The organism is Chitinophaga sp. GbtcB8 (assembly GCF_019091455.1).
Classification (GTDB): domain Bacteria; phylum Bacteroidota; class Bacteroidia; order Chitinophagales; family Chitinophagaceae; genus Chitinophaga.
This window is the reverse complement of record NZ_JAGXJN010000012.1, coordinates 60,094-84,273: the sequence shown is the minus strand read 5'-3', so window position 1 is coordinate 84,273 and position 24,180 is coordinate 60,094. Positions and strand designations below refer to the sequence as shown.

General features: G+C 47.4%; 15 protein-coding genes. 12 read left to right on the top strand and 3 right to left on the bottom strand.

Annotation, left to right across the window (positions count from 1 at the left end):
- Positions 1-72: 72 nt before the first annotated feature.
- A complete protein-coding gene (locus tag KVT36_RS13140; protein ID WP_217603956.1) occupies positions 73-876 on the bottom strand; it encodes a biotin--[acetyl-CoA-carboxylase] ligase in 804 nt (267 codons plus the stop codon).
- A gap of 262 nt (positions 877-1,138) precedes the next feature.
- Between KVT36_RS13140 and rsfS the strand changes: the two genes are divergently transcribed.
- The 5 genes from rsfS to KVT36_RS13115 all read left to right on the top strand — a co-directional run bounded on the left by rsfS (position 1,139) and on the right by KVT36_RS13115 (position 5,599).
- Positions 1,139-1,492: a ribosome silencing factor gene (rsfS, locus tag KVT36_RS13135; RefSeq protein ID WP_238386474.1), complete on the top strand. Its 354-nt coding sequence runs from the start codon at positions 1,139-1,141 to the stop codon at positions 1,490-1,492.
- Between the two features lie 141 nt (positions 1,493-1,633).
- Positions 1,634-3,637 (top strand): ATP-dependent zinc metalloprotease FtsH, encoded by a 2,004-nt coding sequence (gene ftsH, locus KVT36_RS13130; RefSeq protein ID WP_254639973.1) that lies wholly within the window; start codon positions 1,634-1,636, stop codon positions 3,635-3,637.
- 6 nt (positions 3,638-3,643) lie between these two features.
- Positions 3,644-4,279, top strand: coding sequence for a lactate utilization protein (locus KVT36_RS13125; RefSeq protein ID WP_217603954.1), 636 nt, complete (start codon positions 3,644-3,646; stop codon positions 4,277-4,279).
- Between the two features lie 81 nt (positions 4,280-4,360).
- Positions 4,361-4,801 carry a hypothetical protein gene (locus KVT36_RS13120; RefSeq protein WP_217603953.1) on the top strand — a complete coding sequence of 147 codons (441 nt, stop codon included), beginning with the start codon at positions 4,361-4,363 and terminating at the stop codon, positions 4,799-4,801.
- 30 nt (positions 4,802-4,831) lie between these two features.
- The gene (locus KVT36_RS13115) at positions 4,832-5,599 is read left to right on the top strand and encodes a UDP-2,3-diacylglucosamine diphosphatase (protein WP_368670022.1); all 768 of its coding nucleotides are present in this window, start codon (positions 4,832-4,834) and stop codon (positions 5,597-5,599) included.
- A 13-nt stretch (positions 5,600-5,612) separates the two neighbouring features.
- On the opposite strand, the gene recO is transcribed toward KVT36_RS13115, so the two are convergent.
- On the bottom strand, positions 5,613-6,350 hold the full coding sequence (gene recO / locus KVT36_RS13110; protein WP_217603952.1) for a DNA repair protein RecO: 738 nt from the start codon (positions 6,348-6,350) through the stop codon (positions 5,613-5,615).
- A 107-nt stretch (positions 6,351-6,457) separates the two neighbouring features.
- Positions 6,458-8,737 (bottom strand): T9SS type A sorting domain-containing protein, encoded by a 2,280-nt coding sequence (locus tag KVT36_RS13105; protein WP_217603951.1) that lies wholly within the window; start codon positions 8,735-8,737, stop codon positions 6,458-6,460.
- Positions 8,738-8,882: 145 nt separating this feature from the next.
- Between KVT36_RS13105 and KVT36_RS13100 the strand changes: the two genes are divergently transcribed.
- The 7 genes from KVT36_RS13100 (at position 8,883) to KVT36_RS13070 (ending at position 23,676) form a co-directional block, all read left to right on the top strand.
- Positions 8,883-11,285, top strand: a complete 2,403-nt coding sequence (locus tag KVT36_RS13100; protein WP_217603950.1) for an RND family transporter — start codon at positions 8,883-8,885, stop codon at positions 11,283-11,285.
- A gap of 269 nt (positions 11,286-11,554) precedes the next feature.
- Positions 11,555-12,238 (top strand): hypothetical protein, encoded by a 684-nt coding sequence (locus tag KVT36_RS13095; protein ID WP_089906659.1) that lies wholly within the window; start codon positions 11,555-11,557, stop codon positions 12,236-12,238.
- A gap of 601 nt (positions 12,239-12,839) precedes the next feature.
- The gene (locus KVT36_RS13090) at positions 12,840-16,070 is read left to right on the top strand and encodes a SusC/RagA family TonB-linked outer membrane protein (RefSeq protein ID WP_217603949.1); all 3,231 of its coding nucleotides are present in this window, start codon (positions 12,840-12,842) and stop codon (positions 16,068-16,070) included.
- A 22-nt stretch (positions 16,071-16,092) separates the two neighbouring features.
- A complete protein-coding gene (locus KVT36_RS13085) occupies positions 16,093-17,553 on the top strand; it encodes a SusD/RagB family nutrient-binding outer membrane lipoprotein (RefSeq protein WP_217603948.1) in 1,461 nt (486 codons plus the stop codon).
- Positions 17,554-17,894: 341 nt separating this feature from the next.
- Positions 17,895-21,044 carry a SusC/RagA family TonB-linked outer membrane protein gene (locus KVT36_RS13080; RefSeq protein WP_217603947.1) on the top strand — a complete coding sequence of 1,050 codons (3,150 nt, stop codon included), beginning with the start codon at positions 17,895-17,897 and terminating at the stop codon, positions 21,042-21,044.
- A 28-nt stretch (positions 21,045-21,072) separates the two neighbouring features.
- A complete protein-coding gene (locus KVT36_RS13075) occupies positions 21,073-22,797 on the top strand; it encodes a SusD/RagB family nutrient-binding outer membrane lipoprotein (protein WP_217603946.1) in 1,725 nt (574 codons plus the stop codon).
- Positions 22,798-22,821: 24 nt separating this feature from the next.
- The gene (locus KVT36_RS13070; RefSeq protein ID WP_217603945.1) at positions 22,822-23,676 is read left to right on the top strand and encodes a hypothetical protein; all 855 of its coding nucleotides are present in this window, start codon (positions 22,822-22,824) and stop codon (positions 23,674-23,676) included.
- Positions 23,677-24,180 lie beyond the last annotated feature (504 nt).

Below are 24,180 nucleotides of genomic sequence, written 5' to 3'. Positions count from 1 at the left end.
ATAGAACTACCATTAACCAGCGCTCTACTCAACTACGCAAACCGCCATGGACTATGGACCATCAACCCTGGGCTATTTAGCAATCACAAATTCTACTTCGCCAAAATCAAACTGCAGCAGGGCGCCGTCTTTTTCCAGGCATAACTTACCGTCGGGCAGCACATCGCGGATAATGCCCTGGAAATACTCATCTTTTACGGGATCTAAGGCCTGGTTACCATCACGCGGAATTTTAGCATTAAAATACTCTTCCCTTATGCGGTATAAACCAGGTTCATTGAGCCGGAACAGGCGGCTTTTGTACGTTGCCAGGAGCTCATTGTAATGGGCCGGGTGCAGCTGTTTTAACCAGGGCTGCAGGCAGGCGCACAGCTCCTTTGCCAGCTCTACAGCATCCCAGCTTTTACCGGTTATTTGCCGCAGGGATACGGGGTTGGGTAAATGCTCGGGGAATTTGGTTTGGTTAATGTTAATGCCCATGCCTGTTATGGCATATTGCCATGTATTGCCACGCAGCACATTTTCGATGAGTATGCCTCCTGCCTTTCTGTCACGCCAGTAAATGTCATTGCTCCACTTGATACAAGTTTCATCGCCGGCATATTTAGCAAAGAAATCCGCCGCGCCCAGGGCTACTGCCACGCTGAGCATAAATTGCCTGGAAAGCGGCAGCCCATTGGGTTGCAGGGCCAGGGTAAGCATTATATTCTCTCCCGGAGGTGATAACCATTGTTTACCACGCTGCCCTTTTCCCGCAGTTTGCTCCATGGCAAACCAGGCTGTACCAGGCGTTATATGCCCTGTATTTACCCGCTCCATGGCATAGTTATTGGTGCTGTCTATTCTGTCTAAAACGTAAAATGGCTGTCCAATCACAGGAAATTCTTATTTGAATATCTTCAGCAAACAAGGCACAAAGCAAGGTTGCAGCTGATTTCTCAAAAATGAAACAATTACGGCCGAAAAGTAGTGCATTTTATTGTTTTCTTAACATTTGGACAGGGCCAGCGGGTTACTTATAAGCGTGAATTTCCCGCTTCTTTAGTAATTTTGATAATTAAAGTTTATTTTTAACAAAAACAAGAATTTATTGGCACCCTTAACCGTTCTGAGTACGAGAAAAAAAGCGCCAACGCGCTTGAGCAGAGACAGTGAGATTTTTACCACCATCATTAAGGCCATACAGGATAAAAAGGGGGAGAATGTAGTATCTCTGGACCTTCGCCAGATCCCGGAAGCTGTGGCCGATTTCTTTATCATATGCGAAGCAAATTCCAACACACAGGTAAGGGCGATTGCAGACTTTGTGGAAGAGCAGGTGCAGCTGGCAACCGCTGAGCAACCTTATAAACATGAAGGGTTTACCGCCCAGCAGTGGATCCTGGTAGACTATGTGAATGTGGTGGTGCATGTTTTTCAGCCGGAAACCCGCAAGTTCTATAACCTGGAAGAAATGTGGAGTGATGCGGAGAGGCTGGAACACCTCGATTAAACTAGAAATGTATTGGGCTAAGTCCTGTCGAAAAGTTAGCTATTAAGAAATAATAGTTGACGATAAAAAAAATACGAAATACATTGCAATAAACATCCGTCAAGGAGCGACTAGATTATTATGGAAAGAGGCAACAATTTTATGAAAGGTTCGGACAAATCGCCTAAGAAAGGACCCAAGTTCAATATATACTGGGTATATGCCTTTATTGGCATAGCCCTGCTGGCTATGAACTTCCTCGATTTTCGTTCACAGCCGCAAGAGATCAGCTTTCAGCAGTTCCAGCTGGATTATTTACAGCCGGGAGATGTGGACAAGCTGGTTGTAGTGAACAAGAAATATGTAGAGGTATACATCAAGAAAGAAAAGCTGAACGAACCCAAATACGAAAAAGTATCAAAAGGCCGTTTTGGAGCATCCAATCCCGGCCCGCATTTTCAGTTTAGCATAGGTAGCGAGGAAAGCTTTAAAGCCGACCTGGATAAAGCGCAAACAGCCGTGAAAACAGAAGACCGGGTAAACGTGTATTACGTGGACCGGCAAAGCTGGTTTGAACCGGTGTTCCAGCTGCTGTTACCTATTATCCTGATCATTGGTCTGTGGATACTGCTGATGCGTAAAATGGGCGGCCCTGCAGGCAGCAGCGGCGGCCCCGGCGGAATCTTCAACATCGGTAAATCCAAAGCTACCCTGTTTGATAAAGGTACCCGCGTAAATATCACCTTCAATGATGTGGCAGGACTGGATGAGGCAAAGGTAGAGGTGATGGAGATCGTGGACTTCCTGAAACAGCCAAAAAAATATACTGCCCTGGGTGGTAAAATACCTAAGGGCGCTTTGCTGGTAGGCCCTCCGGGCACCGGTAAAACCCTGCTGGCCAAAGCCATGGCAGGTGAGGCGCAGGTGCCTTTCTTCTCTATGTCCGGCTCTGACTTTGTGGAGCTGTTTGTAGGGGTAGGCGCCAGCCGAGTACGCGACCTGTTTAAGCAAGCCCGTGAAAAAGCACCCTGTATTATTTTCATAGATGAAATTGATGCTATTGGCCGTGCAAGGGGTAAGAATGTGATGATGAGCAATGACGAGCGCGAGAACACCCTGAACCAGCTGCTGGTGGAAATGGATGGTTTTGGTACAGACAGCGGTATCATTATCCTGGCAGCTACCAACCGCCCGGATGTGCTGGACAGCGCCCTGCTGCGCCCCGGCCGCTTTGACCGCCAGATCTCCATTGACAAACCGGACCTGGTAGGCCGCGAAGCCATTTTTGAGGTGCATCTGAAACCCATCAAAAAATCTCCCAATTTAGATATCAGAAGGTTAGCCGCCCAAACCCCCGGTTTTGCCGGCGCCGATATTGCCAACGTATGTAACGAGGCTGCATTGATAGCTGCCCGTAAAGGCAAGAATGAAGTGGAAATGGAAGATTTTAACGATGCAGTAGACCGTGTAATAGGTGGTTTGGAGAAGAAGAACAAGATCATTTCCCCGGAAGAAAAAGAAGTAATTGCCTACCACGAAGCCGGCCACGCTATTTGCGGCTGGTACCTGGAGCATGCCAACCCGCTGGTAAAAGTTACCATTGTACCGCGTGGTGTAGCTGCGTTGGGTTATGCGCAATACCTGCCTAAAGAACAATACCTGTACAATACCGAGCAGCTGATGGACGATATTTGCATGACCCTGGGCGGCCGTGCAGTGGAAGACCTTGTTTTCGGCAAAGTATCTACCGGCGCGCAGAATGACCTGCAGGTAATTACCCGCATGGCCTACGCAATGGTAACCGTGTATGGTATGAACGATAAGGTGGGCAACGTTTCCTTCTACGATCCTAACAGTGACCAGGCTTTTACCAAGCCTTACTCTGAGGAAACGGCCAAAATGATCGACGAAGAAGTACGTCAGCTGATAGATAAAGCATATCAAAGAACCAAAGCCCTGCTTACAGAGCGCATCGAAAATGTGAAAGTGCTGGCGCAGGAGCTGTTGAAGAAAGAGGTGTTATACCAGGCAGACCTGGAAAGGCTGATCGGTAAACGCCCTTATGATACGCATAAAGAGCATATCATCAACAAGGAAGGTATGACTACAGACGGGGTACATCCTGCAGATATCATCAACCCTTCTCCCACACCTGTTAATGCGTAATGGGATATGAAGATCTCCCCTGCTAAAGAGAATATTCTTAAACGGGTACGGAATGCATTAAGTCAATCGGTACAGTTGCCTTTCCCTAATTCGGAAGGCAACAATTCCGTTTTTAAAACGGAGAACGAAGGCCTGGAGCTGAAGTTTGCAGAAGAATTTGCCCGTTTGCAGGGTAAGTTTATTTACTGCACCAGCAAACAGGAGCTGGTGGAGAACCTGCAGGCGCTGGCCGAACATAAAGAGTGGAGCCAGGTATATTGCCAGACACCGGCTTTACTAAAAGCCTTTAAGCTGGGGCAGCTGCCCTTTATTAATAAGGGCGATATGCATACCGCCGAAGCAGCCATTACCGACTGTGAATATTTAATAGCCCGCACCGGTACCATGGTACTGAGCGCGGCACAGCCATCAGGCCGGGCATTGCCGGTATATACGCCGGTACACCTGGTAATAGCTTATACACACCAGCTGGTGTTTGATCTGAAAGATGCCATTAACCGCTTAAAGGACCGTTATAATGGGGAGCTGCCTTCGGCCATTTCCTTTGCAACAGGTCCCAGCCGTACGGCAGATATTGAAAAAACACTGGTAGTGGGGGTACATGGCCCCAAGGAAGTATACGTGTTCCTGGTGGATGAATAGGATAGAACATATTTAAGTAATCATACAACAGCGTCCTGGTAGCTTATCGGGACGCTGTTCTGTTAAGCATATTATCGATCTATGACGAAGGTCCTCATTGCGGCAGCCATCCTTTTTTCCCTGTTTTCCTGTAATGCAGGCGGTGGCGCTGACAGCAGCGAAACCGGCATGCTGGAAATTAAAGAACGCTGTGCAGTATTTTATACGCCCGGCCCGGGCAAGCTGCGCCAGCTGAAAGTTGATTTTGGCGCTAAGGATTTTGATGGTATTGTAGCCACCAACCAGCAGTACATGAACGAGGCCAGGCAGTTCATTACCCAACAGAAAGTAAAGATCATACCCACCAGCCAGTATAAGCTGCACTTTATAAAACGCAATGGCGAAATATTTTCCATTGACCTGAACAAATCCAAGTATGCGTGGGAAGTATTTTTATTTAATGGTTTTGATGACCCGGTGAAGATTGATGTTACCAACGTTCGGGAGGAGTATCAAAACGCGAACATGGGTGAGGGGAATTAAGATTATTAACTATTAATTATTCATTTTTTCGTGCATCACATACTACTGCCTGTTAATAAAAAGATCTACTTCGCGTCCGACTTTCACCTGGGAGCGCCCAATATGGCTGCCAGCCGGGAGAGAGAGAAGATCATTATAAAATGGCTGGATGAAATAGCGGAAGATGCACAGCATATTTTTTTAGTAGGCGACCTGTTTGATTTCTGGTTTGAATATAAGCAGGTGATCCCTAAAGGATATACACGGCTGTTAGGCAAGCTGGCGGAATTATCTGATAAAGGCATTGGTATTTCCGTATTCATTGGTAACCATGATATGTGGATGAATGGTTACTTTGAAGATGAGCTGAGCATTCCCGTATACTTTGAGCCGCAAACCTATACCTTAGGCAGTAAACGTTTTTATATTGGCCATGGTGATGGCTTAGGCCCTGGCGACCATGGTTATAAATTTCTGAAAAAAGTATTCCGTAACCCCGTATGCCGCTGGCTGTTTTCCGTGCTGCACCCTTCCTGGGGTATTGGGCTGGCCAATTACTTTAGCCGCAAAAGCCGCGCTGCTACCGGCGGAGAGCTGGAAAAATTCTTAGGCGAGGAAAATGAATGGCTGGCCATTTACAGCAAAGAGATCTTACAAAAAGAGCATTTTGATTACTTCATTTATGGGCACCGCCACCTGCCGCTGGACCTGAAGGTAGGCCCTGACAGCCGCTATATTAACCTGGGCGACTGGATCAACTACTTTACCTACGCCGTGTTTGACGGGGAAACAACAGCGCTAAAGAAATATGAGAGATAACTATTAGCTTTCCTCACGCATCCAGGATCTCGTGCAGTATAGACGGAGAATGCAGCTCTGTAAAATCAGGCATGTGCAGCTTTAGAAAATCCAGGTAGGAATACAATAACTTTCTTCTCCGCTCCTTGGTCATAGCTATGGCGCCCAGCGCCTGCAGCTCCTGGCAGTGGAACAGCATGTCTGTAAGCTCACTGCTGGCATGGTCTAAGTGGTTAACATGGTGCGGGGGCAGATCTACAAACGTACCTTCCTGCAGATCCAAGTAAGGCGTATATTCCGTACAGCGGCCATTAAGCCGGAACCCCAGCATTTCCGCCAGCTTCAGCGTAAAAAATAAAGGCAGGTTAGCTGCAACAGGCGGCTCGCTGCTGTCTAACAGCTGTAAGGCATGTTCTGCCAAATAATAAAGCTCCAGCTGTTGTTCCGGTTGTTTAAGGCAGCGCTGCAGCAGCTCTATCATGTACAATGCTACCGTGTTCTTTACCACGTTAAAATGCAGGGCGGTATAAATGTAGCCGGATTTAAATTCTGAAATGCGCTGCAGGTTCTTTTGCTCCTGGTGGTATACCACCAGCTCCAGTATATTACCGGGCTGCAGCAGGTTGCCTTTGGCTGCCTGGGGTTTGGAGCTGCGCACGCCATTCACCATATAGGATTGAATGCCGAAAAGCTCTGTGAAAATATTTGCGATCACGCTGGTATCACCATACTTCACCACTCTTAATACTATGCCGCGTGTTTTGTGTAACATGATTTAAGCGCTTAGCTCTTAGCCATTAGCTTTTAGCTGCAGGCAACAAGAGCGCTAAATTTAATATAAATATACATAGCTAACAGCCAAAGGCTAACAGCTAAAAGCTAATTAATAAACGCAATCTTTGTTACCAGGTGTTCAACACCAGTATCGTCTGTTGCAAATACCAGGTAAATGCCGCTTTGCGGGCGGTGGCCCGTGTAGTCCTGCCCATTCCATACTGCCTGCCCGCCCTGGGCACGGGTTTCAAATACCAGCCTGCCACTGATGTCTGTGATCTTTACCCGGGCGTTTTGTACCAGTCCACGAATGGCAACGGTGCCGCTGTACTGGCTGGGCACAGGGTTGGGAAATACCAGCACACTGTCTTTTTGCATACCGGGCGCACCTTCTGTAGCATTGGCCCGGTAAGATACCAGGCCTAAGCGGGTGGCAAAAAATACTTCGCCGGTAGTGGGGTTAATGGCAATTTTATTTACCGCATTATCCGGCAGGGGACTGTTATCCGTACTAAAATGCAGCAGTATTTTTTCACCGGCAGGGTTAATCAGCCATACGCCGTTCTGCGTGGCTACCCATTTCTGGTTAGCGCCATCAACAGCAATGGCGTTCACCTGCTCATCGCGGAACAGGTAACCGGCAAAATTATCCTGCTGTACAATGGGCAGGTAAGCGCTGCAACCGCTGCTGAATACATTTTGTGCGCAGGGAAAAATGGCAATGCCTTGTGAGGTGCCTGCCCATATCCAGCCATCTTTATCTTTTGCCAGGCAGCGTACGTCATTCGTGGGCAGGTTGCCCTGGGCCGCACCGCTGCGGTAAAACATCCAGTGGTCATCAGCCGTATTTGCCAGGTCGCTGCCGTGATTAAATACAAACAGCCCATTCTCCCGCGGGGAAATGATCCACTTCTGGTCGTAATCATCTATCAGTATATCACTTACTGCATTGGCGGTATGCGCATAGGGAATGCGGAAGCTGCTCCAGGTGTTATCGGGTTTTTTTACCAGCACATCATTATACGCACCGTAAATGGTTGCCCAAAGGTTACCGTTCAGATCCGTTGCCAGCCCGCTTACACGGCAGGCCAGCGGATCGTCCAGCGCACCTGGTAAGGTGGGCTGTTGAATAATGGAATGGCTGCCGGCCGCATCCAGCGCCAGCAGGCCTTTGCCAAAGGAGCCTATGTAACGGTTGCCGGCAGCATCGGCCGCAACGGGCAGCAGGTCAGTAAGGGCATCCAGGTAAGGCTGTGTGCTGTAATTATAGTTATGCCACTCCTCATTTTCAAATACAAAATAACCGTTACGGTTACCCGTAGCGGTCCAGCTGCTGTTTACCGCGCCGGCAGTTGCCCACAGGCTGTTGTTAATGAATAACAGGTTGCCGCCGGCAATAGCTGCGGGGGCATTGGGCGTAAGGCGGGTAAAACTATTCCCATCATATAACAGCAGCCCGTTTTGCGCATCTGCTATCCAGATGTCCATACCAAGCGCGGTAGCCTGTGCCGGCGTTTTGATCAGCTCATTTTGTAAGGTGGCGGTAATGGCGGCATTGCCATCCAGGCTTAGTACGCGGGCAGCCTGGGTGGCAGGCTGTAATTCGCAGAGCAGCAGCTGGTTGCCGTTCAGGCTCAGGTTATTCAGCTGCCATCCGTCTGTATACCAGGGCGCCCAGGTGTTTTGCTGCCATTGGAAAAGGCTATCGCCCTGCCGGCAAATAAGGCGGTTTTGCAGGTACACTACCTCCTGCACGGCTGTGCTGCGCAGGCCCTGCATCAGGGGTTCCCAGTTTTGGTAATTGGCTAAATTGCTGCCGCTAACCGGTGCACGTTTAATACCGCTGGCAGTGGCTGCGTAAAAATAAGCGCCGTCTGTGGTAACGGCATAGGTAGCGGTATAGGCGCCGTTGTCGCCAATAATGTAGGTATCTGCAATTTCCTGTTTAGCAGTATTTACCAGTACTATTCCAAAGCCGGTGCATAACCAGGCCAGGCCTTTGTTAAAGAAAACACGGTGAATGGTTTTATCGCCCTGTATGTTCTTGCGCAAAATGTCGGGGATGTTAACGATCTGCTCGTTTTGAAGCAGGTCTACATTACCATTTTCATAAGCAATGATCACCAGGCCCTCATTAGCGCCAAGGGCGCTGATCCCTGCATCGTGCAGGCCATTCAGTTTGGTATAGCGGGTAATGTCATGATCTTCAGCGCTTACGGAAAACAGGGCGTAGGGGGTGGCGCAAAATACCTTATCAGTACCGCTTACCACCATTTGTGCCTGCATATAGGGCAAATGTTCCCGCCAATGCCCTATAGGCACGGGTTGTGCCTGGCAAGGGTGCAGGCATAGCAATAAGAGAATGAGTAAAAGAACAGGGCGCATTATACGGTGCGGATTTGCAAATGTGCGAATGTGCAAATGTAAGCCTGCTGACGTTATCATTAGCCAATTTGCAGCACGGTCACACCAACAAATTAGTAAATTATTTATTTACCTTTACGCCATTTACAAAAATGAAAAATTCCTTATGTGGCAACGCTTAGCAGGTTGGGTGTTAAAGTTCCGCTTACCTTTATTGTTATTATTATTTGCCGGCACCGCAGTTATGGCGTATTATGCCAGTAAAGTACAGCTATCCTATGAATACGGCAGCGCCATACCAAGGGATAATCCTGAATTTATTACTTACCAGCATTTTCATGAGCAGTTTGGCGAAGATGGTAACATGATGGTATTGGGCGTGCAGAACAAAGACTTTTTTACACCGCAGTTCTTTAATGATTATGTGCAGCTGAATAAGGATATTAAAAAGGTTACAGCAGTAGAGAACATACTGAGTGTACCCGCTGCCGTGAACCTGGTGAAGAATGACAGTACGCACAAGCTAATGGTGGTGCAGGCGTTCCCGGATCATGTGGCTGCTGCTGATATGGATAGCCTGGCAAACGTGTTCCGGTCCTTGCCTTTTTACCAGGGGCTGTTATATAATCCCGATACGCATGCCTACCTGATGGCCATCCGCATTAATAAGGATGTGATGAACTCCGCCAAACGTATAGGCGTGGTAAGTGAGATCATGAGCATAGCCGATGGATTTGGCAAAAAGCATAACACGCAGGTACGCCTGAGCGGCTTACCGCTTATCCGCACCATTATGGCCACCAAGGTGGCCGATGAAATGCGGCTGTTCCTGAAGCTTTCCTTTATACTAACGGCGCTGATATTACTGGCATTCTTCCGCTCTTTCAGCGCAGTGGTAATGTCCATGATAGTAGTGGCTATTGGCGTAATATGGTCTGTAGCTACCATTGAACTATGCGGTTATAAGATCACGCTGCTAACAGCCTTGATCCCGCCCCTGATCGTGGTAATCGGGATTCCTAACTGTGTGTACTTTTTGAATAAGTACCATACGGAGTACGCAAAGAATAATAATAAAACAGAGGCACTGGTGCGCATGATCCAGCGCATGGGTATTGTAACCTTGTTCACCAACATTACGGCGGCTATTGGCTTTGGCGTGTTTTATTTTACCAAAAGCCCGCTGCTGAAAGAGTTTGGTGTGGTAGCAGGATCGAACATTATGTTCATTTTCCTGATCTCCTTTATTTTCCTGCCGGCAGTACTCAGCTATTTACCACCGCCTAAAACCAAACATACCAGCTACCTGGAGAACCGCTCCTTTAAAGCGGTGCTGAACCTGTTAAATACCCTGGTGTTCAAATACCGCCCCTGGGTGTACCTGGTAACCCTGGTAATGGTGGTAATGGCGGTATTGGGCATGCTGCGCCTGCGGCCGGAAGCCTATATGCTGGATGATATTCCCAAGAGCGACCGTTTATATACTGACCTGAAATTCTTTGAGCAGAACTTCCGCGGGGTAATGCCGCTGGAGATCACTGTAGATACCAAAAAGAAGAACGGCGTAATAGGGCTGCAAACGCTGAACAAGCTGGATGAATTGACGCAGCTGATTGCCGCCCAGCCGGATTTTGCCCGCCCCCTGAGTGTGGCGGAAGGCATTAAATTTGCCAAGCAGGCCTATTACAACGGGGATAGCACCAATTACCGGATCCCCAACCAGTTTGACATTGGTTTCCTGGCCCCTTACCTGCGCATGAAAGGCGGTAATGGCAGCAACAGCAACTTTACCAAGCTGGTAGCCTCTTTTATGGACAGTACCCGGCAGGTGGCCCGCCTGAGCGTAAGCATGGCGGATGTAGGCTCCCGCAGGCTGCCTATACTGCTGGATTCCCTGAAACCGAAAGTGAACCAGATCTTTGACACTGCACAATACAAAGTATCCTTTACCGGCACCAGCGTAATATTCCTGGAAGGCAGCCGCTTTATCATTAACGGGTTAATGGAAAGCGTGGTGCTGGCTTTTATACTTATTATCGGGTGTATGCTGTACCTGTTCCGCAGCTGGCGTATGCTGCTGATCTCCCTTATCCCCAATATTATTCCGCTGGCGGTAACAGCCGGTGTAATGGGCTGGGCGGGCATTGCGCTAAAACCATCTACCGTACTGGTATTCAGTATAGCGCTGGGTATAGCCATTGATGTTACCATCCGTTTCCTGGTGAACTTTAAGCAGGAGCTGCCGCACCATGGTACAGATATATCTGCCACGGTAAAGCAAACCATAAATGAAACTGGGTTAAGCATTATTTACACGTCACTGATCCTGTTTGCAGGGTTCATGATCTTTAGCTTCAGTGAGTTTGGGGGCACCAAATCACTGGGCTGGCTTACTTCCCTGACGCTGATCATGGCTATGATCACTAATCTTACCATTTTACCCGCTTTGTTATTGTGGATGGAAAAAGCGCTGGTAAAACAGGCACAGCGAAAAGGAACCGCTGATCCGCTGGAAGAAGAAAAAGACGTTGAAATTTCCAAGCTGGGATTAAATGATGCTAAAAAATAATTAGCAGGTAGCTAAACAAGGGCGGCTTGCTAAATCAAACACGTCCCGGGCTTGAGGGTCCGGGACGTGCGCATTTTAGCACTTGTTGCAACGAATGAAGCCCTTTCAGGATAACCTATTTACCTAAAATAATCTAGTATGCCACATTCATCACACCCATTTAACCACTTGTATAAAAGGAGGCAACATACTTATTAAAAAGTAGGAGGTTTAGAGTGCCATTCTAACCTTCTTGTTCAATGAAAAACAGGTACTTAAAGGGCGCTCACTTGTCCGAGCGAAAATTTAAGGAGATCCTAAAGCTTTTCTCTGAAGATCTCACCGCTACCCAAATTGCCAACATCAGTGGGGTAAGCAGGGTAACTGTAAACAGTTACCTAAAGAAAATCCGTCAGCAAATAGCCAGGTACTGCGAGCAGCAACAGCCCGCAGAGCACGTGGTGAAACCGGTTATTAGTCCGCCGGAGCGTCGTGACCATTATGACTATCGTAATGGAAGCGATACTGCCGTAGCTGCCAAACCGGAAGTAAGCCGTGCTATCAAGCCTATTGTATTCGGTATTTATCGGCATGCAGACCGTCTGCATACGGAAATCTTACCGGATGTAAGCCGTGCTATGATCCATGCTATTGTAAGGGGCCGTTCTGTGCTGGAAACCTTCGGGACCGCAGAACGGTTGCGCCATTTCAATAATGTGGTGGATTTGGGCCATTACCGGCTTTACCGCCTGGAGCATACAACCATTGGGGACAGCAGCAACGGAATTGCTGCAGAGGATATTGATGCTTTCTGGGGGCTAACCAAGCATCGTTTAGCTAAATTCAAAGGTTTGAACCGTAATACGGTGTACCTGCATTTGAAAGAATGCGAGTTCCGGTATAATCACCGGAACGAGGAGCTGTATGAGGTTTTATTGAACCTGTTGAAAACGCATACGCTGAATCTATCCTGATAAGGTAAGCTTTTTAAGACGGAGTGTCATGGAATAACCGTTGGTCGTTTGTGCCTGCACTACATTAGTGTGCCCGCGCTTTAGCAATTGACCCGGAGGACCGGTATGCCCCGTTAAAACATATGAAGATTTTTTAAATCTGGATTATCTAGATTTAGATTTTGGTTGATGAGCGCAGGCGGTATTCCTATCGCTTGCTTATTTTTTCTTAGCTTGATAAGAAAAGTCAATATAATTATCTAGTATGCTTTTGAATCTTTTATATTTTATATCATTTATATACAGATATAATTTAGGTTAATGTATTCATTTTTGCCGTTTGCACGTTATAACATCTAAACCATTTTTCTAAATCCGCTTACCTTTGGGCTGTTAAAGAAATATTAAAACGGAAACAAGGAAACTTTGCTTATTGGAACGGGTAGTAAACCGTCGTTTTGCCACGCAAAACTGATACTGTTATTATTGTATATGCCCTCGTCAAAGCAACCAAAAGAGAATTGTTATTAAAGGAAGCCATTTTACACTAACGGGCGCCGTAAGGGCCCGGGGGACTAACATTTTTTACTTGACAAAATCACCAACAAACTAAACAATGCTTATGAGGAAAAGTCTATTTCTTCTGCTGGCAGTGCTGTTCCTTGCCGGGCAGGCTTTTACACAAAGCCGTACCGTAACGGGCAAGGTCACCTCAGCAGATGATGGTCAGCCGGTAATTGGCGCCGCTGTAATTGTAAAGGGCACCAGCACAGGTGCTGTAACTAACCCCGATGGTATCTATACCATTCAGGCGCCCGAAGGCGCTACACTTGTATTCCGGTCTATAGGTATGAAAGACCAGGAAGTAGCGCTAAAAACATCCAACACAATAAATGTGGTATTGCAGGCGGATGTAACCCACCTTACAGAAACCGTGGTTACCGCCAACGCAATCCGCAGGGATAAGCGTTCATTAGGTTACGCTGCGCCTACGGTGAATGCAGAGGAAATTTCACAGGCGCACAGCCCCAGCGCATTAAACGCATTGTCCGGTAAGGTAGCCGGTGTGAATATTACCAGCACAGCCTCCGCACCGGGCAGCTCCTCCAGGATCGTGCTCAGGGGCGGTTCTTCCATTTCCGGTAACAACCAGGCGCTGATCGTTATTGATGGGGTGCCCATTGATAACTCCAGCATTACCGGTAATAACGATTCCCGTACCGGCGGTACCGATGCGCGCAGCTCTGTGGACTTTGGTAACCGTGGTAACGACATCAACCCGGATGACATTGCCTCTATTTCAGTGCTGAAAGGCCCGGCAGCAGCAGCATTATACGGTTCCCGCGCATCCAACGGCGCTTTGATCATTACCACTAAAACCGGTAAAAAGGGACAAAAGAAGAATGAAGTTACCTTCAACTCCAATGTTACTTTTTCCAACGTATTAAAGCTGCCTGATTTCCAGAATGACTACGGACAAGGCGGTAACGGTAAAGGTGATTTCCGCGAAAACTTTAGCTGGGGGCCTAAGTTCGATGGCACCAACAAGGAATGGGGTCAGATGATAGGCGGCAAGCGCTTAAGCAAACCCTATGTTGCACAAACGGATAACGTAAAGAATTTCTTTAAGCTGGGTAAAGCCGCTGATAATAACATTGCACTTTCCGGCGGTGGTGATAAAACCACCTATTACTTATCACTAAACAGCCTTAACTCCGACGGAGTAATGCCAGGTGATAACGATACCTATAACCGTTACGGTGTACGTTTTAACGGAAGCGCAGAGCTGAGCAACAAGTTCTACACCAGCATTTCCATTAACTATAACAAGATCAAGAGTAATATGATACAGGGCGGCCAGGGCGCCGGTTCTGTATTTAATAACGTGCTGCAAACACCCCGTGATATTCCTTTGGATAAAATGGGTGATCTCAGCAACCCTTACTACAGCTTTGGCGGCCTGTTTAACGAACGCCAGCAGGAAACTTACGGTTATTATGGCGCCTATACGGTAAGCCCCTATTTTCTGTTGCAGAAATACCGCAACGAAAACGATGTGGACCGTATTACCGGTAACATAACCTTAGGCTATAAGCCCCTGCCCTGGCTGGATGTAGTGGAAAGAATAGGTGCGGATGTATATGCTGACCGCAGAAGATTAAAATATCCTAAATACAGCTTTGTACCGGCCGATGAATCCGGTTTTTACACAGAGCGTGACAACACACAGTCAGATGTAGGTAAGTATGAAGAAGATAACTACAACCTGAGCGAGATTGTACATGACCTGATGATCACCGCCAAAAAAGAGTTCAGCAAAGACTTTACTGCCTCTTTAATGGTAGGTAACAACATTCGCCAGCGTACGCTCACCACTTCTGAAGTAAGCACCAACCGCTCTGCCGGCATGGTAGTACCGGGATGGTACAACCTGGATAACAGTAACGGTCCGGTATATACGTTTAACGAATACAGCAGCCGCCGCTTGGTGGGCCTGTACTCCCAGTTAAACCTGGCTTACCGGAATATGCTGTTCCTGGATGCAACGGCACGTAATGACTGGTCATCCACCTTACCCAAAGCCAACAGATCTTTCTTTTACCCCAGCGTAAGCGGTTCATGGATATTCACAGAGCTGCTGAACGGTACTGCTATCGACAGGATCTTAAATTATGGTAAGCTGCGCGCCAGCTGGGCACAGGTAGGTAATGACGCCAACCCGTACCTGCTGAACACTTACTTTGTTAAAACCGATATTGCAGGCGGTTTTGGTAACACTACTTTCCCCTTCAATGGCATTCCCGGCTTAACCCAGGATATCCGTATCGGCAATCCGAACCTGAAACCGGAAATCACCACTGCATCCGAAATAGGTACAGAGCTGAACTTCCTGGATAACCGCATCTCTGTAGACTTTTCTTACTATCAGAACAAGTCCAAGAACCAGATCTTAAGCATTCCTATTTCCGAAGTTACCGGCTTCAGAAGCAAGGTAATTAACGCCGGTGTGGTAGAGAACAAGGGTATTGAGCTGAGCCTGCGTGGCACGCCCATCCGTACATCCAGCGGTTTAACCGTAGAGCTGTATGGTACGTATACCCGTAACCGTAATAAAGTAGTTGATCTGAACCTGGAAGGCGTTTCCCAGGTATCATTAGGTGGTTTCGGCGGTATGGCGGTAGTAGCTGCAGAAGGCTTGCCTTACGGTACCTTTTATACGCAGGACCTGCAACGTGATGACCAGGGCCATGTGATCGTAAGCAAAACAAACGGCCAGCCGCTGTTAACACCGGGCAGCGTGTACCTGGGTTCTTATAACCCCAAGTACCAGGCATCCTGGGGCACTAACATTAACTACAAAGGGTTTTCACTGAACGTGCTGTTTGATACCAAGCAGGGTGGTTACTTCTATTCCAGGACCAAAGACATTACCACGTTTGTAGGTACTGCTGCGGAAACCGCAGAAGGCGGCCGTGACCCGCGCGTATGGGAGAACAGTGTGTATGATGATGGTACCGGCAAGCTGGTGCCCAACACTTCTGTGAAATACAACCCGCAAACCTACTACACCAGCATTCTGCCTGCAGGCCAGGATGTAATAAGCGCCTCTTACGTAAAACTGCGCCAGGCCAGCCTGAGCTACCGTATTAACAAGGGTACGCTGAACAAAACGCCGTTTGGTGATATTACCGTTGGCATATTCGGTAACAACCTGTTCCTCTGGACTCCGAAGGAAAACAAGTATGCAGACCCTGAGGTGAATTCTGCCGGATCCGGCAACCTGCAAGGGTTTGACTATACGGCCCAGCCTTCCTTAAGGAACTTTGGCTTTAATGTGCGTGCTAGTTTTTAACGTTGCTTAAATGATGATAATTATGAAAAAATTCAGTATAAAAATAGTAGCACTGGTGTTGGCACTGGGAGCTGTTAGTTTTACAGGATGTAAAAAGTTCCTGGACATAAATGATAATCCGAACGCGCCTTCAGATGCAAGCGTTGCGCTGCTGCTGCCTTCAGCGCAGGCAGCCATCGGGCATGTGGTAGGCAGCCCGTTCCAGATATATGGCGGCATCTGGTCGCAGTACTGGACACAGTCGCCCAGCGCTTCTCAGTACAAAACCATTGATCAGTATTCCATCAATGCCTCTTCTTTTGACCGGCCCTGGCGTATGCTGTACACCAATGCGCTGCAGGATCTGCAGGTGATCATAAACAAGGCTAAAACAGCGCCGCAGTATCAGCAATCTGCCGCTATCTCCTACATTTTAAAAGGTTATACTTTCCAGCTGCTGGCCGATGCATTTGGCGATGTACCGGTAAAAGAAGCTAACAATGTAGATATTACCAACCCGCATTACGACGCGCAGCAGGTAGTTTATGACAGTGTATTCTATTTCATAAATACAGGCCTGGCTATGATCGATGTGAACACAGAAGCAGTGCCGGGTAGTGAAGACCTGGTTTTTGCAGGTAATATGACCAAGTGGAAACAGTTTGCCTATACCTTAAAGCTGCGTGCAGCCCTGCGTTTATCACAGGTATTGCCGGCAGCAGCTGAGGATACGGTGAAGGCTTTACAGGCAGCTGGTGCTACCTTCCTTACAGAAGATGGGGCTATTCAATACAGCACTACCGGTGGTAACCAGAACCCGCTGTTTGCGGAAATACTGGGCCTGGGCAGGACCCAGAACCTGGTGGCCAGCAGCTCTGCAGTAGACCAGATGAACGCCAACCAGGATCCCCGTGTAGATGTATTTTATGAAAAGGTGAAGGACCTGGATAAAGTAGTTGGTATTACGCAGGGTGCATTTGATACAATTGTAGAAACAATTCCTTTCTCTATTCCTACCGCTGTTGTAGGTGCAAAGGGTTTGGATGACCAGTCGGCCCTGGCCCCCGTGAAGCTGATCTCCGGTGAGGAAAGCTATTTCCTGCAGTCAGAAGCAGCAGCCCGTGGCTGGTGGGCAGGCGCTAATGCGCAGCAGCTTTTCGTGAACGGTATTAATGCCAGCTTTGCGGCTTATGACCTGGGTCCTGAAGCTGCCGCCTACATTGCCAATGCACCGGCAGCCAAATGGCCCGCCACTGGTTTGGATGCCCAGGTAAAAGCCATTATTACGCAAAAGTACTTTGCGATGTGTGGTAACCAGGGTTTTGAAGCCTGGTCAGAATGGCGCCGTACCGGTTACCCCACTTTCCTGGTGGTATCACTGGCAACGGCATTAGGTCCTGATCAAATGCCAGCCCGGTTACTGTACCCGAATACAGAGGTTACGCAAAATGCTAACTTCCCCGGTTTGAAAGTAGTAACTGAAAAGGTGTGGTGGGATAAATAACCACAGTCACCCCTTAAATAAAAAAAGGAAGCCACCCGGCTTCCTTTTTTTATTTAAGGGGTGATCAAGATAAGAAAACAGTCCCTTTATTGATTATTTTTTTAATCCATTTTTAGCCCTGACAGGCCCCGTATATTTATCCAGGTCGTTAAAGCTATGTTAATGATTTACATAGTTGCTACAGCAATTAATGCCTTATGTGATAATTTAGGAATATTTATAATATTAAAATTTGAACAAACTTTTCGTCGGCAGACTTTGACTTTTTAAAGGCTGAATTACATTTTTTTACGTAAATTATTCTTGTTAATCGCTTTAATCAACCAAAATCTAACTCATCTATGAAAAAAGAGCTACTCGTATGGCTTCTCACAGTCATTAGCGCTCTCCACGTTTCTGCCCAATCACGAACAGTCACAGGAAAAGTTACGGATATAAAGGATGGTTCCCCTTTACCCGGCGTGACCGTACAAGTTAAAGGAACAAACAAGGGGGTTTATACCAGTGGGGAAGGGACTTACAAAATTTCTGTAGACCAGGGCGCTACCCTGGTGTTTTCTTTTATCGGTTATTTAAGTAAGGAAATGACAGTTGGTAACGAAGCTACCATCAGCACTGCCTTATCAGCTGATAACAAACAGCTGGGGGAAATTGTGGTAACGGCCGTAGGCATCCGCCGTACCGAAAAATCGATCGGTTATTCTGCCACCACCGTAAAGCCGGACATACTGGTGCAGAAATCAGAGCCGGATATGTTAAAGGGCCTGCAGGGTAAAGTTGCCGGGGTGGATATCAGAACCTCCCAGGGTACGCCCGGCGCGGCCACCAGGATCAGCATCCGCGGTAATACTTCTTTTTACGGCAATAATGAGCCGTTGATAGTAGTAGATGGTATTCCGTACAATAACGACCAGGTAGCTACTTCCAGCCAAACATCCGGCGGGGGCGCCTATTCCAGCGGTTTATCTTCCCTGGATCCGAATGACATTGCCAGCATGACGGTGCTGAAAGGCGCGGCAGCAGCAGCATTGTACGGTTCCCGTGCATCTAACGGCGCGTTGGTGATCACTACCAAATCCGGTAGCGCAAGCCGTTCCAAGAAAGGATTAGAGCTCACCTACTCTACCGGTCTTGCATTTGAAACGGTATCCAACCTGCCGGTATACCAGAATAAATACGGCGCCGGTACGCTGTTCAACTACGCCAATGCCAACGGTTCCTGGGGCCCTGCCTTTGGAACCCTGGATTCCATTGATGTTTGGACGGATTATAAAAATGCTTTCCCGGACCTGTTTCCTTCCGGTAAAGTAGCTTACCGCGCATATCCCAACAACGTAAAAGACCTGTTTAAAACAGGTACTGTATATGAAAACTCTGTGAGCGTAAATGCCGGTGATGAAAAGACCGCCATGAGCGCCACCGCCTCTTACCTGAAGCAGGATGGTTATGTACCTAACTCCAGCTTTGACCGCGGCAACTTAAGCATAGGCGGCAGCACCCGGCTGGATATGGGACTTACTGTAAGCGGCAACTTTGCCTACTCCCGTAGCAACCAGATAGGCGGTGTGTTTGGTGAGAACCAGGTAGATGGTGCAGCATCGTCCTTTGCACGTAACCTGTTCCTGGCCCGTAACTGGGACCTGAACCTGCCTTATGAAGATGCTAATGGCCTGCCGGTATCAACCAGTAAAGCGCAGTATGATAACCCGCGCTGGTCATGGGCACATAATACCATTACCACTACTACCGACCGTTATGTGGCCGGTATAAAACTGGGCTATGATATACTGCCCTGGTGGAATGTAAGCTACCAGATAGGTACCAATACCAATAACTTCTTCCGCCGGGAAATCACTGATATAGGATCCCGTGCAGCAGAAGGCAAGGGCCGTATTATTGAGGAAAGCTACCAGTTCCAGGAAATAGAATCCAATTTTTTATCAACGTTTACGCCTAAACTAAAAAATGAGGATTTTGATCTGAAAGTTATTGTAGGCCATAACGTGAACCAGCGTACCATGCGGAGTGAAACCTCTACAGGTAATGAGATTGTTGCCCCGGGCATTTACACCATGGCCAATACCAAGAGTGTGCTGCCTTCCACAGATTACTTCCGCCGCCGCTTATGGGGTGTTTTCGGAGATGTGGAATTTGGTTATAAACAATTTGCGTTCTTAACCTTAACCGGCCGTAACGACTGGTCATCTACCCTGCCCAGTAACAACAGGAGCTATTTTTACCCCAGTGTGGCCGGCTCATTTGTGTTTACCCAGGCATTTGGTATTGAAAGCCATGTGCTGAACTTTGGTAAGATCAGAAGCAGCTGGGCAAAGGTAGGCCGCGATGCGGACCCTTACCTGCTGACCAACCTGTTTAGCATTAACGCACCTTTCCAGGGCCAGTCCGGTTTAATACAAAACCCTTCAGGTGCCAATCCTAACCTGAAACCAGAGTTCACCAAGGACTTTGAAATAGGTGCTACATTAGACTTCCTGGATAGCAGGATCACCCTGGATGCTGCCTGGTACAGCCGCACGTCTACTAACCTGATCGCTAATGTTACACTGCCTGCATCTTCCGGTTTTACAGAAGTGATAGACAACTTTGGGAAGCTAACCAACAAAGGGATTGAATTAGACCTGAACATTATACCGGTTAAAACAAAAGACCTCACCTGGTCATTACACGGCGTATTCACCAAGAACAGGAGCATAGTAAGGGAATTGCTGCCTGGCCTGGAACGTGTACCGCTGTTCAATGTGTTAACGGATATTTCTCCCTACCTGGAGCCCGGTAAACCTTATGGTTACCTACGGGGTTCCAAAGATTACAGGGATGATCAGGGCAACCTGCTGATAGACCCGTCTACCGGGTTATTGATCCGCTCTACAGAGCAAGGTATGATCGGCGATCCGAACCCTGACTTTAAAGCAGGTTTCAGCACCTCGCTTAACTATAAGGGCTTTTTCCTGAATGCCCTGTTTGACTGGACGCAGCATGGCGATATGTACTCTGTAACCACCAGCTCCCTGCTGGGCCGCGGTGTTACCAGGGATACAGAAGACCGTGAAACGGCCCGCATTATTCCGGGTTATTACGGAGATGCCAATACCGGCAAACCCCTGTTAGATGATAAAGGAGAGAAGATCAGGAATACAACTGCAGTAAGTATGAATGAGCTGTACTTCGGTGAATCTTACGCTATTAATGCTGCAACGGAATGGAATGTATATGATGCTACTTTGTATACACTCCGTGAAGTAACGCTGGGATATGATTTTCCGAAAAGCCTTTTTAAGAAAACACCTATTGGTGGTGTTACCTTAACACTCTCCGGCCGTAACCTCTGGTACCTGGCGCCTAACTTTCCCAAGTACACCCGGTTTAACCCCGAAGCTAACAGCTTTGGTAATACCAATGTACAGGGTATTGAATTATCCGCTGCGCCTACTACCCGCCGCTTTGGTGTGAATCTGAAGGTTACGTTCTAAAATTTATGAAACTGTAAAAACGGAAAAAATGAAAAGATTAATCTATAGTTCTTTGGTAACGCTGGTGATAATGACCGGTTGTACTAAAAACTTCCTGGATATAAACAAAGATCCTTACCACCCGGAGGAAACTTCCTTAAACCGCTTATTACCCACAGCAGAACAGGGGTTAGGATATGCACTTGGGTTTACGAATGATAACCGCGGCGCCCGCGGGTTAACGGAAGTACTGGCAGTGTATATGCACCAGGTAACCGTGCGCGAATCCCCTGACCAATATGGGGCAGATGGGAATGAATTTAATATTAACGGCGCCTGGAAAGGTATGTACAGCGCCTCTCCTGCACAGGTAGGATCTGACATATTGGGCAGTTTGCAAAACGTGGAAGTGATCATTAACCAGGCCACGGAAGAAAATAATACCATTTATGCCGGTATTGGCAAAGTGCTGAAAGCATATGCCATTAGCCAGCTGGTGGATGTATTTGCAGATGTGCCTTTTTCTGAAGCCAACAAAATGATATCAGATGGTATCCGTTTTCCTAAGTATGATAAAGGAGCTGACATCTATCCGCAATTATTCACTTTGCTGGATGGAGCCATTGCCGATCTGAATAATGCGGATGCCGCCAATACGGCCGTACCTTCTGCTGATGATATTATTTATGGAGGCGATGCAGAGAAGTGGACCAGAGCAGCCAACAGCATTAAGCTTAAACTCTATAACCAGGTAAGGCTGGTGCAGAACGTATCAACCCAGGTAAATGCGCTCATTGCCTCCGGTGACCTGATCAGTGAAACATCCGAAAGCTTTTTACTGCCTTACGGAAAAGGAACTACACCGGATGACCGTAACCCCGGCTTTAATGATTATTATGCCGGCCAGAAAACGCACTATCAAAGCCCCTGGTTTTATGAAATATTAAAAGGGTATAACAAAACCGTGTTAACCGGTAACCCGGACCCGCGGCTGCCTTATTACATGTATCAGCAGCTGACGCCAAGCCAGGCCCCGCAGAGCCCTTCTGAGTACAGGGATGGCGGTTTCCTGTCTATTGTGTTCGGCTCCGTTGGTCCCAATCGTGACTGGTCACAGGACCAGAGCATGACCGTGTTTGGTATTTACCCGGTAGGCGGCCGTTATGATGATGGCGAAGCAGATAAAGTAGATGGTACCAGCGGTACTGGTGCTGCGCCCTATAAGTTCCTGACGTATGCAGATGTGCTGTATATAGAAGCAGAGCTGATGCATGCCGGTGTTGCCACGGGTGATGCAAGAGCTACTTTCCAAGCGGCCATGGAAGAGTCTTTTAAACAGGTGGATTATGTGGTAGGACTGGTTGGTCCCAGCCAAAGCGTGCCCCAGATAGCCGGTACAGCGGCTGCTACTACTTACATGGATAAAGTGATGACTGAATACAATGCCAAACCTGCTGCCGGCCAGCTGCAGCTGATCATGACAGAAAAATGGATTGCCAGCTTTGGCAGCAGCATAGATCAGTATACAGATTACCGACGCACCGGGTATCCTGTTGTGTTCAATCCTAAAGATCCTGTAATGGCCCCCGGCGGCCGCTTTCAGCCGCCTATTAATGGTGATGTTACACACCCGGGCGCACAACCCACAATACAGGTACAATTACAGCGCGCATATCCGCTATCGCTGCCATGGAGCAATGATGACCTGAATGTAAATGCAAATGCGCCTGACCAGAAACAACCGGCTTCTTACCCGGTATTTTGGGATAAGTAACTGTTAATGCTAAAAACAAAAAGTATGAAGAAGATATTGAGCTTAATAATATTGTTTGCGGGGATTATTACCATTAACGCCTGCCGCAAGGATACTGTGAAGTTACCGGAGGATCTGATCCGTACGGTACTGCCACAGATCACAAAGGATACCAGCACGGATGTATTGATCCAGGACCCCGCTACATTTAAAGGCAGGTTTAATGTGGGCGTGTTCTTTAAAGATGATGTGAAGCCTAAGAAAATGGATGTGGTAGTAGTGCTGAATGGCGACAAAACCAAAGTTAAAACGCTGAAGGCGGACATAACATCGTTCCCAACTGCGGTAGATATTACTGCAGCAAGCCTGGCAACACTTTTTGGCAAAACTGCCGCTGATATTCAAACAGGCGATGTGTTTGAAATAGGTGCGGATGTTACCCTGAACGACGGTACTTTAATAACTGTTTTCAGAACGGATGGTACAGAGCCTTACGGTGGTGATGCACAAAACTACAATGATGCCAGCCTTACTATACAATATAAAAAGGTATGCCCGCTTGACATTAATGACCTGGTAGGCACTTTCACCATGGAAGATCCTGATTTCTGGGAAGGTACTTACAAGGTAACCACTACCCTTGACGGCAATGTGCTTACCCTGCATAACTGGATAGAATTTCCCAGCGGCACACTGAAGCTAACTGTGAATGAAAAAACGCAGTCTGTTACAGTGCCCAAACAGATCACTATTCCTGGAGCTGCGTACGGGTATCATAACTGGACATCTGTAGGTAACGGCGACATTGACGCCTGTGCTACTGCCATTACCCTGAAGCTCACCAATACGGTAGATGAAGGTTCTTTTGGCGCAGCTACGATGACTATGACGAAGGATTAATTTGCCGGTTAATACTAAAAAAAGGAGGAGGCTTTCTTGTAAAGAGCCTCCTCCTTTTTTGCTAAACAAGTTAAAATGCTACTACAAATTTTTACTAGAAAAGTTTAGCAGCCGCTATTATTGAAATAGGATAAGTATATGATTTCCAATATGTAAGACTGACACATTTGTGCTTCGTATAACCATTGCCATAATAATTACATTTTAGTTGTACATGTTAAATTCCTACTAATTTTATATATTGCATCGGAATTATTCACAGAGTAACCGAAATCTAATTTAAACCGGAATCTAAACTTGAAGTCATTATTGTGAGAAAAAGGCTTATCTAAAGCATCCCATTTGAGTTACTGAGAGAACTATTGCCAACAACCTGCTAATAGTATAACGTCAACTGCTTTAAGAAGAGCTGCTATCTATGAAAATTTTGTAACTGTACTTATAATAGCCGTTAAGTTCCCAGGTAAACATCCCAGCTGATATTGATGATACCTTTGAAAACTT

Bases quoted from the DNA above. Each gene is read 5' to 3' on its own strand.
- ftsH (WP_254639973.1), top strand. From the start codon at position 1,634: ATGAAAGGTTCGGACAAATCGCCTAAGAAAGGACCCAAGTTCAATATA.
- KVT36_RS13125 (WP_217603954.1), top strand. From the start codon at position 3,644: ATGAAGATCTCCCCTGCTAAAGAGAATATTCTTAAACGGGTACGGAAT.
- KVT36_RS13120 (WP_217603953.1), top strand. From the start codon at position 4,361: ATGACGAAGGTCCTCATTGCGGCAGCCATCCTTTTTTCCCTGTTTTCC.
- recO (WP_217603952.1), bottom strand. From the start codon at position 6,350: ATGTTACACAAAACACGCGGCATAGTATTAAGAGTGGTGAAGTATGGT.
- KVT36_RS13105 (WP_217603951.1), bottom strand. From the start codon at position 8,737: ATGCGCCCTGTTCTTTTACTCATTCTCTTATTGCTATGCCTGCACCCT.
- KVT36_RS13100 (WP_217603950.1), top strand. From the start codon at position 8,883: ATGTGGCAACGCTTAGCAGGTTGGGTGTTAAAGTTCCGCTTACCTTTA.
- KVT36_RS13090 (WP_217603949.1), top strand. From the start codon at position 12,840: ATGAGGAAAAGTCTATTTCTTCTGCTGGCAGTGCTGTTCCTTGCCGGG.
- KVT36_RS13085 (WP_217603948.1), top strand. From the start codon at position 16,093: ATGAAAAAATTCAGTATAAAAATAGTAGCACTGGTGTTGGCACTGGGA.
- KVT36_RS13080 (WP_217603947.1), top strand. From the start codon at position 17,895: ATGAAAAAAGAGCTACTCGTATGGCTTCTCACAGTCATTAGCGCTCTC.
- KVT36_RS13075 (WP_217603946.1), top strand. From the start codon at position 21,073: ATGAAAAGATTAATCTATAGTTCTTTGGTAACGCTGGTGATAATGACC.
- KVT36_RS13070 (WP_217603945.1), top strand. From the start codon at position 22,822: ATGAAGAAGATATTGAGCTTAATAATATTGTTTGCGGGGATTATTACC.